We start from the raw sequence: 13,234 nt of genomic DNA on the forward strand, positions 1-13,234 counted from the left end.
CTACAAAGGGATTTCCGTGTCTTCAGGACTCCTCTTTGCCCAACCAGCGATAGATCCCGCCACCGACTACCGCGCCAATCAGCGGCGCGACCCAGAACATCCACAACTGCGCGATCGCCCAGCCGCCGACAATCAGCGCCGGGCCAGTGCTGCGTGCCGGGTTGACCGAAGTGTTGGTCACAGGAATCGAGATCAGGTGAATGAGCGTCAGTGCCAGACCAATGGCAATCGGGGCCAGCCCCGCCGGAGCGCGTCTATCGGTGGCGCCGAGAATGATGATCACGAACATCGCGGTCATCACCAGTTCCGTGACGAAACCTGCGGCCATCGAATACTTGCCGGGGGAGTGTTCGCCATAACCGTTGGAGGCCAGACCGGCGGCGATGTCGAAGCCTTCCTTGCCGCTGGCGATGTGCGCGATCAGCGCTGCCGCGAGGATCGCCCCGAGTACCTGGGCAATGATGTAAGCAGGCAGTTCTTTGGCCGGAAACCGACCGCCGACCACCAGCCCGACCGAGACCGCCGGGTTGAGGTGGCATCCGCTGATGTGGCCAATGGCGAACGCCATGGTCAGTACCGTCAGACCAAACGCCAGGGCGACCCCCAGCACCCCGATTCCCAAAGGTGATGAAGCGGCGATCACGGCGCTGCCGCAACCTCCCAATACCAACCAGAATGTACCCAACAACTCAGTAACTGAACGTTTGAACAGAGACATGAGAGAGTCCTTGATAGACGTGCTATCGAGACCGCATCGAGTTGTGCATCCCTGCAGACTTACGACAGGTTCCGTGCTGGAGCCTTGGCTGAGTACAGCAGGGTTTTTATGGATTTCCAGCGGCCACAAAAAAACCGCCAGCGCCCGTGGTTAAAGGGCTGTGGCGGTTTTATCCAGTCGAGATTCGGCGAATCCCCTGTGATGATCGTTCCCACGCTCTGCGTGGTAACGCCTCAAGGGACGCTCTGCGTCCAGTGACGCGGAGCGTCACGGGCTGCATTCCCACGCGGAGCGTGGGAACGATCATGAGAAGATCAATCGATCCCGACAAACCCCCCGGTCTGGTGCGCCCACAGCCTGGCATACAAGCCGCGATGCGCCAGCAACTCGGCATGGGTGCCGCTTTCGGCAATCTTGCCGTTCTCCAGCACCACCAGCCGATCCATGCGCGCGATGGTCGAGAGGCGGTGGGCAATCGCGATCACGGTTTTGCCCTGCATCAGGGTTTCCAGGCTTTCCTGAATCGCCGCTTCGACCTCCGAGTCCAGTGCCGAGGTCGCTTCGTCCATGATCAGGATCGGCGCGTCCTTGAGCAGCACGCGGGCAATTGCGATGCGCTGACGCTGGCCGCCGGACAGCTTCACTCCGCGTTCGCCAACGTGCGCATCGAAACCGGTACGGCCTTCAGCGTCCGACAGCAACGGAATGAACTCATCGGCACGGGCTTTGTGCACTGCGTCCCAAAGCTCTGCATCCGTTGCGTCGGGTTTGCCGTAGAGCAAATTGTCGCGGATCGAACGGTGCAACAGCGAAGTGTCCTGAGTGATCATGCCGATGCGCGCGCGCAGGCTCTCCTGGCCGACTTCGGCGATATTCTGCCCATCGATCACAATGCGCCCGCCTTCGACGTCGTACAGGCGCAACAGCAGGTTGACCAAGGTCGATTTGCCGGCGCCGGACGGCCCGATCAGGCCGATTTTTTCGCCCGGTTTGATGGTCAGGTTGAGGTCGCCGATGATGCCTTTCTTCTTGCCGTAGTGAAAATCCACGTGCTCGAAACGCACTTCGCCACGGGCCACATCCAGCGGTTTGGCCTGTTCGTGATCAGTGACGCTGACCGGTTGCGAGATGGTCCGCAGACCGTCCTGCACCATGCCGATGTTCTCGAAAATGCCGGTGACCACCCACATGATCCAGCCGGACATGTTGACGATGCGGATCACCAGGCCGGTGGCCAGGGCAATCGCGCCAACGCTGATCAGCGACTGCGTCCACAACCACAGCGCCAGCGCAGTGGTGCCGACGATCAACAAGCCGTTCATGGCGGTGATCGCCACGTCCATGCTGGTGACCACGCGGCCGGCCATTTGCGCCTTGACCGTTTGTTCTTCGATGGCTTCCTTGGCGTAGTGCTGTTCGAAATTGGTGTGGGCGAACAGCTTCAGCGTGGCGATGTTGGTGTAGCCATCGACGATCCGGCCCATCAGTTTCGAGCGCGCGTCAGAGGCTTCCACCGAGCGATCCTTCACCCGTGGCACGAAGTAATACAACGCGCCGATGTACGCGGCGATCCACGTCAGCAACGGGATTATCAGGCGCCAGTCGGCCTCGGCGAACAACACCAGCGAACTGATCGCGTAAATCACCACATGCCACAGCGCATCCACCGCTTGCACCGCCGAGTCACGTAGCGAGTTGCCGGTCTGCATGATGCGTTGGGCGATGCGTCCGGCGAAGTCGTTCTGGAAGAAATTCAGGCTCTGCTTGAGCACGTAGCTGTGGTTCTGCCAGCGGATCATGCTGGTCATGCCCGGACTCAGGGTCTGATGTACCAACAGGTCGTGCAGGCCAAAGAAGATCGGCCGCAGCACCAGCGCAACCACCAGCATCCACGTCAGTTCGAGGGCGTGGTCGCTGAAGAAATTCGGGTTCGGTGTGCCTTGGGCCAGGTCGATGATGCGGCTCAGGTAACTGAACAGTGCCACTTCGATCAGCGCGGCGAACAGGCCGACGACGAGCAGGGCGGCAAAACTTGGCCAGACCTGCTTCAGGTAATAGGTGTAGAAGGGGAGAACGCGGTCCGGCGGAGACGCCGTCGGGGCTTCACGAAAAATGTCGATCAGTTGTTCAAAACGGCGATAGAGCATCAGATAACCGCCCGGAGCACGGGCTCTCCTTTTATCGGTGTGAGCGGCGCGGGATCAGGCCAGCGCCGCTCGATACGCCCTGCAGAGCTTAGTCGATGACTTTGGCCGACTTGATGATCACAGGGTCGACAGGCACGTTTTGCATGCCGCTTTTAGTGGTGGTCTGCGAGTTGACGATGATGTCGACCACGTCCATGCCCTTGACCACTTTGGCGAACACCGCGTAACCGGCATCACGACCCGGATCGAGGAAAGCATTGTCAGCCACGTTGATGAAGAACTGGCTGGTGGCCGAGTCAGGGTTGGAGGTGCGCGCCATCGACAAGGTGCCGCGAACGTTGTGCAGGCCGTTACTGGCTTCGTTCTTGATCGGTGCCTTGGTGTCTTTCTGCTGCATCTGCGGGGTGAAACCGCCACCCTGAGCCATGAAACCCGGGATCACACGGTGGAAAATCGTGTTGGTGTAAAAGCCGCTGTTGACGTAATCGAGAAAGTTTTTGGTACTGATCGGCGCCTTGACCGGGTCCAGCTCGATTTCGATCTGGCCGTTGGTGGTGTCCAGCAGCACGTGTGGTGCCTTGGCTGGCGTGGCCGCCATCAGGTTGGCAGCGAACAGCACGGTACCGGCGGCGAGGGCGAGTTTTTTCAGCATGGGTCAGTGATCCTGAGATTGAATATCGGCTGCGGCGAGAAACTCCAGCAGCGTTTGATTGAAACGTTCGGGTTGATCGAGCGGGGTGGCGTGGCGTGAATCGGCGATCACCACCAGCCGCGCATCGGGCAGCAGTTTTACATAGGTTTCTTTCAGTGCCACCGGTGTGTAGTCACGGTCGGCGCTGACGATGAGGGTTGGACAGGTCACTCGGGAAAGTCGTTCCTGAACCCCCCAGCCCACAATCGCATCGAAGCTGGCGAGATAAGCACGTTTGTCGTTTTTTGCCCAGCGTTCGGCCATTTTCTGCCGCAGATCGGCCTGTTCGGGTTTCGGGAAAAGTTTGCCGCCGAGGGCTTTGCCGATGGTCGCCAGGCTCAGCACGCGCATCAGGCTCCAGCGCTTGAACCACTGCCAGTAGTCGTCGCGGCTGCGCAGTTTCACCTCAGGCGCACTGTTGACGATGGTCAGGCTTTTGAGCAGTTGCGGCTGATCGACGCCGAACTGGAAGCCGATCATCCCGCCCATCGACAGCCCGACGTAGTGCACCGGGCCGAGGTTCAAGTGCTCGATCAGCGCCAGCATGTCGGCGCTGAAACCGGCGATGCTGTAGCGCTCGCGGGGCTTGTCGGAGCGGCCGTGGCCGCGCACGTCAGGGACGATCACCCGGTAGTGGGCGGCCAGCGCCGGGATCTGCATTTCCCAGTCCAGCGTGCTTGAACCGAGCCCGTGAACCAGTAGCAACGGTGTGCCGTGGCCATATTCCTCGTAGTGCAGATTGCAACCTTCATGCTCGAAATACGCCATCGGTGAACTCCGTGTCAGGCTTGTTCGGGGGCGGCGAACGGTGCGTCCAGCGGCAAGGTGTCGAAGGTACGCAGCAATTCAATGAGGATTTGCGTGGCCGGGCCCAGCGGTTTGTCCTTGTTCGAGTACAGATAGAAACTCGGGTTGCGGCTGCCGCCCTGATCCAACGGTAGCAGCTTGAGCGTGCCTTCTTTCAATTCCCGTTCGATCATGTGTCGCGGCAGCCAGGCGAAACCCAGGCCGCTGCTGACAAACGTCGCGGCGGTGGCGAGGCTGCCGACGGTCCAGCGCTGCTCGGCGCCGAGCCAGCCAACGTCCCGTGGTTGTTGGCGGCCGGAGTCGCGGATCACCACCTGCATCTGGGTTTCCAGGTCCTGGAAGCTCAGCTCGCGATTGAGCCGATGCAGGGCATGGTCGGGATGGGCCACGGCGATAAACTCGACGTCGCTCAATTCCGCGCCGAGGTAGCCGGGGATGCCCATGCCGGTGATGGCCAGATCGGCCACGCCTTCGAGCAGCACTTCCTCAACGCCGGACAATACTTCCTCGCGCAGACGCACGCGGCAGCCACGGCTCTGCGGCATGAACGCGGTCAACGCGCGGACGATGCGTGCGCTCGGGTAAGCCGCGTCGACCACCAGCCGCACTTCGGCCTCCCAGCCTTGTTCCATATGGTGGGCGAGGTCTTCCAGTTGGCTGGCCTGTTTCACCAGTTGCCGCGAGCGGCGCAGCAACACGCCGCCGGCTTCGGTGAGCACCGCTTTACGCCCGTCGATGCGCAGCAACGGCACACCAAGCTGATCCTGCATGCGGGCGACGGTATAGCTCACCGACGATTGCGAACGGTGCAGGGCCTCGGCGGCCTGCGCAAAGCCGCCGTGGTCGACCACGGCCTGCAATGTTCGCCATTGATCAAGGGTCACGCGGGGCGCTTTCATCAATAGCTCCTCTTGTCCTAAGCTGGCGGTCCCTCATGGAGACTGCCGAATGAAAAAATTCTGTTGTGTGTTGCTGGCGCTGCTGCCGCTGACGGCGTTTGCGTATCCGATCGATGTGCAGAAAAACCTCAACGGCATGAAGATCGATTACGAGTCCTTCGATACGGACAACGACATCGGCTCCATACGAGTGAGCAACTACGGTGATGTCGATGCGACCTGCAAAGCGGTGTTCAACAATGGCCCGGAGGCGCCGCGCACCCGCACCATCGATGTGCCTGCCGGCAAACATAAAAACGCCACGGCCAAGTTCACCCGAGAGATCATCAAGCTGCGCATCAACCTGACCTGCACCCCGAAATAACAGTCGATCTCTTGTAGGAGTGAGCCTGCTCGCGATAGCGGTGTGTCAGCTACATCGATATTGACTGATACACCGCTATCGTCGGAACGCCGCCCGGAGCCGGCTCACTCCTAAAGGTATGGTCAGCTTATAAACGAAATTATCGATGCTTTATAGCAATTATTTGCGCTTTTTCATCGATTCGACTCTGTTTAACCTTCACTCCATCGACCTACAACATTCTCGGATGGAGGCTACACAACATGTCCCGCGTTCTGATCATCGAAAGCAGCGCCCGCCAGCAAGACTCGGTATCCCGTCAACTGACCCAGACCTTCATCAGTCAGTGGAAAGCCGCGCACCCTGCCGATCAGATCACCGTACGTGACCTCGCCGTGAAGCCGGTGCCACATCTGGACATCAATCTGCTGGGCGGCTGGATGAAACCCGCCGAACAGCGCAACGCCAACGAACAATCCTCGCTCGACCGCTCCAACGAATTGACTGATGAATTGCTGGCCGCCGACGTACTGGTCATGGCCGCGCCGATGTACAACTTCGCCATCCCGAGCACCCTCAAGGCCTGGCTCGATCACGTATTGCGTGCCGGCGTGACCTTCAAGTACACCGAAACCGGTCCGCAAGGCTTGCTCAGCGGCAAACGTGCCTATGTGCTCACCGCACGGGGCGGCATCTACGCCGGTGGCCCGGCTGATCACCAGGAACCGTACCTGCGTCAGGTCATGGGTTTCATCGGCATCCACGACGTGACCTTCATTCACGCCGAAGGCATGAACCTTGGCGGCGACTTCCAGGAGAAAGGCTTGAATCAGGCCAACGCCAAGCTGTCCCAGGTCGCTTGATATGTTAATCGCCAGATAATCGCCGATTGTTTTAGTGACCTGGCGCAACCCCTTCAAGGCTCTACGCGCATCGAACCTCCCTTTGCACTTGTTGCTCCTGAGTGCTGTAGCCCGATTGAACGCCTTAGCGAGATCGGGCTTTTTTTTGTCCACGATTCAGTGAACGACGTAGAACCCCTGTAGGTGAGCCTGCTCGCGATGGCGGTCATTCAGACACATCAAATTGCCTGACACACCCTCATCGCGGGCAAGCTCGCTCCCACAGGGGATTTGTGTTGTTTGAGGGTTCGCGGTCTGGCGCAAAACCCGCTATCGTCGCCGCCATTCGAAACAGAGGCGACCATGGGCTATCTACTTTTTGTCACGCTGATCCAGGCGTTTTCCTTCAGCCTGATCGGCGAATACCTGGCTGGGCATGTCGACAGCTACTTCGCAGTGCTGGTGCGTGTGGTGCTGGCCGGGCTGGTGTTCATCCCGCTGACGCGCTGGCGCTCGGTGGAACCGGCGTTCATGCGCGGCATGCTGCTGATCGGCGCGTTGCAGTTCGGCGTGACCTACGTCTGCCTGTATCTGAGCTTCCGCGTGCTGACGGTGCCTGAGGTTTTGCTGTTCACCATCCTCACGCCGCTGCATGTGACGCTGATCGAAGACGCGCTGAACCGCCGCTTCAATCCGTGGGCGCTGATTGCGGCGCTGGTGGCGGTGGGCGGCGCGGCGGTAATTCGCTTCGACCGGATCAACCCTGACTTCTTCATGGGTTTCCTGCTGCTACAACTGGCCAACTTCACCTACGCCGCCGGGCAGGTGCTGTACAAACATCTGGTGGCGAAACACCCGAGCGATCTGCCGCATTACCGGCGCTTCGGTTTTTTCTACCTCGGTGCATTGGCGGTGGTCTTGCCGGCATTCCTGATGTTCGGCAAGGCCAACTTCCTGCCGGAAGCGCCGTTGCAATGGGGCGTGTTGCTGTTTCTCGGCCTGGTCTCGACGGCGCTCGGTTTGTACTGGTGGAACAAAGGCGCGTGCATGGTCAACGGCGGCACGCTGGCGGTGATGAACAACCTGCATGTGCCGGTGGGGCTTTTGCTCAACCTGCTGATCTGGAATCAGCATGAGGAACTGGGCAGGTTGTTCCTTGGCGGGAGTGTGATTCTGGCAGCGGTGTGGATCAGCCGGTTGGGTATCCGCAAATCTGCGGCCACCTCATAATCCCCTGTAGGAGTGAGCCTGCTCGCGATCGCGGTGTCTCAGTCAATATTGATTTGTCTGACACACCGCCATCGCGAGCAGGCTCACTCCTACAGTTTTGATCGGTGAAGTTACATCAGATGTTTTTCAGGTTCGGGAATGTGGCTTGCGCCCAACACCGCCGGCAGCAACCCGGTACGCAAATCCCCACCACTCGGCTGCTGATACAGGCTCAACCCAAACTCCGGCAGCACCGCCAGCAGATAATCAAAAATATCCCCCTGAATCCGCTCGTAATCGGCCCACACCGTGGTGGTGGTGAAGCAGTAGATCTCCAGCGGAATGCCCTGCGCCGTGGTCTGCATCTGCCGGACCATGCAGGTCATGTTCGGTTGCACCTCCGGGTGACTCTTCAAATACGCCAGCGCATAAGCGCGAAAGGTGCCGATGTTGGTCATGCGCCGGCGGTTGGCCGACATTGCCGCGACGTTGCCCTGCGCCTCGTTCCACGCCTTGAGCTCGGCTTTCTTGCGGCTCATGTAGCCGGTCAGCAGATGCACCTGGCTCAACTTCTCTTCTTCATCGTCACGGATGAAACGCACACCGCTGGCGTCGATGAACAGGCTGCGCTTGATCCGTCGCCCGCCGGACTGCTGCATGCCGCGCCAGTTTCTGAACGACTCGGACATCAGCCGCCAGGTCGGGATCGAGACGATGGTCTTGTCGAAGTTCTGCACCTTGACCGTGTGCAACGTGATGTCGACCACGTCACCATCGGCGCCGACTTGCGGCATCTCGATCCAGTCGCCGACCCGCAGCATGTCGTTGCTGGTCAGTTGCACGCTGGCAACGAACGACAGCAGAGTGTCCTTGTAGACCAACAGAATCACCGCCGACATCGCGCCAAGACCGGACAGCAGCAACAGCGGCGAGCGGTCGATCAACGTGGCGACGATGATGATCGCGCCAAACACGTACAAGACCATTTTTGCCAGTTGCACGTAGCCTTTGATCGAGCGGGTACGGGCGTGTTCGGTGCGCGCGTAGATGTCGAGCAAGGCATTGAGCAGGGCGCTGATCGACAGCAGCAGGAACAGAATGGTGAACGACAGCGCGACGTTGCCAAGGAACGTCATCGCGGTTTTGCTCAGTTCGGGCACCAGGTGCAGGCCGAACTGGATCACCAGCGACGGCGTCATCTGCGCCAGGCGCTGAAACACCTTGTTGTGGCGAAAGTCGTTGATCCAGTGCAGGGACGGCTGGCGACCGAGCATGCGACTGGTGTGCAGGATCAGATAACGCGCCACTCGTCCGAGTACCAGCGCGATCACCAGCAGCAAGGTCAAGGCGAGGCCGGCCTGCAGGAACGGATGCTGTTCGAGGGTGCCCCAGAGGTCCTGGGCTTTGAGCCAGAGCTGTTTGAAATCCATGAGAGAAACGATTCTTCTGTAAGACGCGATGGGCAATTAGAGCATTTAAGACGCTGTGTATTACCGTTAGAGACAAATCGAGCAACAAAAAAGCCACTGATTACGTCCGTTTGTATAAAGAAACTCGGCCTGAGCGCTCGAAACCGGTAACCTATGCAGCTGTTTTTTTGCATATCTTCGAGGTAGCACCCGTGTTTTCCCAATTCGCCCTGCACGAACGCCTGCTTAAAGCTGTGGCCGAGCTGAAATTTGTCGAGCCAACGCCTGTGCAAGCCGCGGCCATCCCGCTGGCGCTCCAAGGGCGTGATTTGCGGGTGACTGCGCAAACCGGTAGCGGCAAAACCGCCGCTTTCGTCCTGCCGATCCTCAATCGCCTGATCGGCCCGGCCAAGGTTCGCGTCAGCATCAAGACCCTGATCCTGCTGCCGACCCGCGAGCTGGCCCAGCAGACTTTGAAGGAAGTTGAACGCTTTTCGCAGTTCACCTTCATCAAGTCCGGCCTGATCACCGGCGGTGAAGACTTCAAGGTGCAGGCGGCGATGCTGCGCAAAGTGCCGGACATCCTCATCGGCACCCCGGGCCGGATGATCGAGCAACTCAACGCCGGCAACCTCGACCTCAAAGAAGTCGAAGTACTGGTGCTCGACGAAGCCGACCGCATGCTCGACATGGGTTTCGCCGAAGACGTCCAGCGTCTGGTCGACGAATGCCCGAACCGTCAGCAGACCATGCTGTTCTCCGCCACCACCGGCGGTTCCGGCCTGCGCGAGATGATCGCCAAGGTGCTGAACAACCCTGAGCACTTGCAGCTCAACGCGGTCAGCCAGCTGAACTCGACGACCCGTCAGCAGATCATCACCGCCGACCACAACCAGCACAAAGAACAGATCGTGAACTGGCTGCTGGCCAACGAGACCTATCAGAAGGCCATCGTCTTCACCAATACCCGCGCCATGGCCGACCGCATCTACGGGCGTCTGGTGGCTCAGGAATACAAGGCGTTCGTGCTGCACGGCGAAAAAGACCAGAAGGATCGCAAACTGGCGATCGATCGTCTGAAGCAGGGCGGCGTGAAGATTCTGGTCGCAACCGACGTCGCGGCCCGTGGTCTGGACGTTGATGGTCTGGACCTGGTGATCAACTTCGACATGCCACGCAGCGGCGACGAATACGTACACCGTATCGGTCGTACCGGCCGCGCCGGTAACGACGGTCTGGCGATCTCGTTGATCTGCCACGGCGACTGGAACCTGATGTCGAGCATCGAGCGTTATCTGAAGCAAAGCTTCGAGCGCCGCACCATCAAGGAAGTCAAAGGCACCTACGGCGGACCGAAAAAGGTCAAGGCCTCGGGCAAAGCTGTCGGCGTGAAGAAGAAAAAGACCGACGCCAAGGGCGACAAGAAGAAAACCGCCGCCAAGACGCCGACCAAGCGCAAGAGCGTCAACCGCCCGAAACCGGACTCTCTGGTGAGCAGCGACGGCATGGCCCCGCTCAAGCGCCGCAAGCCGGCAGAGCCTGCGGCTGAGTAAGTCGATTCAGGCACACAGAAAAAACCCGGACAATGTCCGGGTTTTTTTTCGTCCAGCGTTTGTCAGTTGCCCAGCAGGCCGCTGGTGTCGGCATCAAAGCGCTGTTTCGCCTGAGCAGCCGCCGGTTTCAATGCAGCGAGCAGGGCAGCCTCGCTGTACAACCGAGTGACGGCCAGGTCCCTGGGCGTCGGCTCGATCGGGATCAGCAGCTCTTCACCGTCAGCATGCAGCCAGATCGCCACAACGTTGAGCGCAGATACAAACAACAGCCGCAGCTCCACGGTTTTGCCCTGCAACTGCGGCGATTGCTCTGCCAGTTTCAGCGCACCCACCGTGGCGGCGGCGAGGTCGCCGTGGTTCAACGAGGCGAACTCGACATGCCCGCGCACTTCAGCCAATTGTGCATCGGCAATCGTTACGCCATCGGCAAACACCAGGTAATGCCAATCGCCGATTCGCGCGTTCTGCAGACCTTTGCCGTTGTTCAGGTCGTCCAGACTGAGCGAGTAGCCACGATAAGCCTCGCTGAGACTGATCTTCGCCGCAGCGGCGTTGGCGAATTGGCGGTTGACGCCAAAGCCCCGGGTTTGCAGGGCGGCTTGCAGTGCCGGACGCAAGGTCTGTACGCCGTTGGAAGGCGCCTTTGGATAAGTCAGTTGCATGATGTCGCCCTCCTAGTTTTTTACGGTGAAGTAAGTGTTGGTCCAGTTGCCGCCGCCGTTGTAGGAACGGGGGAAGGCATTCAGGGCGCGGGTCGAGTAGCCGTAGATCGAGTCTGCGACCAGCACGTAATCGCCATTGGTGCCGTAGATCGTCAGGAAATGCGCACCGCCGCCGTACCAGGCGCAACGCAGGCCGACCGGTCGGCCCATGCTGATCTGGTTCTGGATGGCCGGCATCTGCAGCGAGCCCTGATTCATGCCGTTGTAACTGCGGGTGATCCGCAGCGCGGTGTCCAGATAGCCATAGACGTTGCACGGCCCGGGTTGATTGCAGCAGTTGCGGTCCAGTGCCGAGCTGGCGACCCCGCACTGGGTCCAGTTTCCAGTGCCGTAATAGTTGCCGACCGAGGCGGAAACGGCGGCCCAGCACCAGTTGGTCTGGGTCTGCTTTTGCATGCTGAAGTTGAGACTGGCGGCCAGCGCGTTGACCTGTGCAGCGGCTTCGACTTCAACCAGTTGCGGGTCGAGAAGATGGCCGATCAGGCATCGTGGCAAAGTTTCGCCGGTAAATCGGGTTGCTTCTGTGGTTAACATTTTCAATCCTCCATGAGTGAAAACAAGCGTCCAGCTTGTATGGGTGTTGCGGTATTACAGAGCGATCGGTATTCAACGGTTGCCATCTCCGATGGCCGGTGCCGATCTCCTTGCTCGATGTAACCGTAGTCATGAATATGCATTTGTGCAAATAAATAAATGCATTGATGCATTTTCATGATCGAAAGATTGCAGCCTTCGGCAGCTTCTACAGGGTTCGGTGTAGGCGCTGCCGAAGGCTGCGATCTTTAGCTTTTTAGCTTTCGGTTTTCTTCTCTGCTGTATCCAGTTCTTTCAAGCGCTGATCAATCAACTGACACTTGTCCGGGAGATCCGCACTCGCCGTGCCCAGATCCATCTTCTGCAACTCAGCGTTGATTTCCTTGGCCTTGGCTGGATTCTGCTCGGTGAGCTTGGCGACTTCCTTGGCCAGTTGTTCGCGTTTGGCGGTGGCTTCTTCCGGCGTGCAGGCCCAGACGGGCAGGGCGCAGGCAAGAGTGGCGGCGAGGGTGAGCTTGATCAGGGTTTTCATCGTGGCAGGCCTCAGTTCCGGTTAAGGCGGGTTAACCGGTTGAGGCCTGGGTGGCGGGAAAAGTTCAGAATCTGTACTTGCCTTTCAGTCTCCATGGCAGCAACTGGACTTTGCTTTTGCCTCATACCGATCATGATGACGAACCCACTCCATGATCTCGTCCTCATTGCGGCCCTTGGGTGTGAGATCGAGGTAGTTGTAGGCGCCAACCAACATGTCCAGGCCACGGGCGTAGGTTGAATAGGTATGGAATATCTGGCCTTTATCGTTGCGATAAAAAACGCTTAGCCCCGGCATCTCTTCCTCGGCACTGTCGGTCTTTTCATAGTTGTACGTAGCCTTTCCTGCAGCCACATCCCCAGCCCGGGCACAAACACCGAAGTCATAGTTGAAGTCGCAGCCTTCTGAAGACACCCAGTCAAACTTCCAGCCCATCCGCCGTTTGAAATCCTGAAATTCGTTGAACGGCGCGTGGGAAACAGCAACGACAGCGATGTCGTGATGGGCCAGGTGCTGGTTGGCGCCATCAATGTGGTCGCTGAGGAATGAGCAGCCCTGGCAGCCTTCTTCCCAATCCTTGGCAAACATGAAGTGGTAAACCACCAACTGGCTGTGTTTACCGAACAGGTCCGCCAGTTTCAGTTCGTCGTTCGGGCCCTGAAAGTGGTACTCCTTGTCCATCTTCACCCAGGGCAAGGCGCGGCGTTCGGCGCTGAGCCGATCGCGTTCCCTGGTGAAGGCTTTTTCGTTGGCCAGGTGTTGTTTGCGGGCGGCGAGCCATTCTTCGCGCGACACCACCGGATGATTCTCAACGTTCATGATGATTTC

Annotated in this window: 14 protein-coding genes; 4 read left to right on the forward strand and 10 right to left on the reverse strand. The window is 59.1% G+C overall.

The genetic code is table 11. From position 1 onward, the window contains the following. Positions 1–22: 22 nt before the first annotated feature. The 5 genes from aqpZ to ACVVH8_RS07620 form a co-directional block, all read right to left on the reverse strand. Entirely contained in the window at positions 23–718 is a 696-nt protein-coding gene (gene aqpZ / locus ACVVH8_RS07600) for an aquaporin Z (RefSeq protein WP_103306170.1), read from the reverse strand. Positions 719–1,032: 314 nt separating this feature from the next. Then, the gene (locus ACVVH8_RS07605) at positions 1,033–2,865 is read right to left on the reverse strand and encodes an ABC transporter ATP-binding protein (protein ID WP_213027872.1); all 1,833 of its coding nucleotides are present in this window, start codon (positions 2,863–2,865) and stop codon (positions 1,033–1,035) included. A gap of 88 nt (positions 2,866–2,953) precedes the next feature. Continuing rightward, entirely contained in the window at positions 2,954–3,517 is a 564-nt protein-coding gene (locus ACVVH8_RS07610; protein ID WP_103306172.1) for a peptidylprolyl isomerase, read from the reverse strand. Between the two features lie 3 nt (positions 3,518–3,520). Continuing rightward, positions 3,521–4,324, reverse strand: a complete 804-nt coding sequence (locus ACVVH8_RS07615; RefSeq protein WP_103306173.1) for an alpha/beta fold hydrolase — start codon at positions 4,322–4,324, stop codon at positions 3,521–3,523. 14 nt (positions 4,325–4,338) lie between these two features. After that, complete coding sequence (locus ACVVH8_RS07620) at positions 4,339–5,262, reverse strand: PA3225 family LysR-type transcriptional regulator (RefSeq protein WP_213027873.1); 924 nt, start codon at positions 5,260–5,262, stop codon at positions 4,339–4,341. A gap of 49 nt (positions 5,263–5,311) precedes the next feature. Between ACVVH8_RS07620 and ACVVH8_RS07625 the strand changes: the two genes are divergently transcribed. From ACVVH8_RS07625 to ACVVH8_RS07635, 3 genes are all read left to right on the forward strand, one after another. Continuing rightward, positions 5,312–5,626 (forward strand): 3-phosphoglycerate kinase, encoded by a 315-nt coding sequence (locus tag ACVVH8_RS07625; RefSeq protein ID WP_103306175.1) that lies wholly within the window; start codon positions 5,312–5,314, stop codon positions 5,624–5,626. A 242-nt stretch (positions 5,627–5,868) separates the two neighbouring features. Continuing rightward, a complete protein-coding gene (locus tag ACVVH8_RS07630) occupies positions 5,869–6,468 on the forward strand; it encodes an FMN-dependent NADH-azoreductase (protein ID WP_213027874.1) in 600 nt (199 codons plus the stop codon). Between the two features lie 342 nt (positions 6,469–6,810). Further along, positions 6,811–7,677 (forward strand): carboxylate/amino acid/amine transporter, encoded by an 867-nt coding sequence (locus ACVVH8_RS07635; RefSeq protein WP_475229320.1) that lies wholly within the window; start codon positions 6,811–6,813, stop codon positions 7,675–7,677. Between the two features lie 110 nt (positions 7,678–7,787). Here ACVVH8_RS07635 and ACVVH8_RS07640 read toward each other — a convergent pair whose 3' ends face one another. Continuing rightward, on the reverse strand, positions 7,788–9,086 hold the full coding sequence (locus tag ACVVH8_RS07640) for a mechanosensitive ion channel family protein (protein WP_475229322.1): 1,299 nt from the start codon (positions 9,084–9,086) through the stop codon (positions 7,788–7,790). A gap of 191 nt (positions 9,087–9,277) precedes the next feature. Here ACVVH8_RS07640 and ACVVH8_RS07645 point away from each other — a divergent pair, with 191 nt between their 5' ends. Then, complete coding sequence (locus ACVVH8_RS07645; protein ID WP_103306179.1) at positions 9,278–10,618, forward strand: DEAD/DEAH box helicase; 1,341 nt, start codon at positions 9,278–9,280, stop codon at positions 10,616–10,618. A 62-nt stretch (positions 10,619–10,680) separates the two neighbouring features. On the opposite strand, the gene ACVVH8_RS07650 is transcribed toward ACVVH8_RS07645, so the two are convergent. From ACVVH8_RS07650 to ACVVH8_RS07665, 4 genes are all read right to left on the reverse strand, one after another. Continuing rightward, positions 10,681–11,280, reverse strand: coding sequence for a hypothetical protein (locus ACVVH8_RS07650; protein WP_475229325.1), 600 nt, complete (start codon positions 11,278–11,280; stop codon positions 10,681–10,683). Positions 11,281–11,292: 12 nt separating this feature from the next. Then, a complete protein-coding gene (locus ACVVH8_RS07655) occupies positions 11,293–11,874 on the reverse strand; it encodes a papain-like cysteine protease family protein (protein WP_475229328.1) in 582 nt (193 codons plus the stop codon). Positions 11,875–12,130: 256 nt separating this feature from the next. Then, entirely contained in the window at positions 12,131–12,406 is a 276-nt protein-coding gene (locus ACVVH8_RS07660; RefSeq protein WP_401297677.1) for a hypothetical protein, read from the reverse strand. A gap of 84 nt (positions 12,407–12,490) precedes the next feature. Then, positions 12,491–13,225 carry a DUF899 domain-containing protein gene (locus ACVVH8_RS07665; protein WP_475229331.1) on the reverse strand — a complete coding sequence of 245 codons (735 nt, stop codon included), beginning with the start codon at positions 13,223–13,225 and terminating at the stop codon, positions 12,491–12,493. Positions 13,226–13,234: the final 9 nt, after the last annotated feature.

This window comes from Pseudomonas trutticola BRTCR10 (assembly GCF_056155105.1).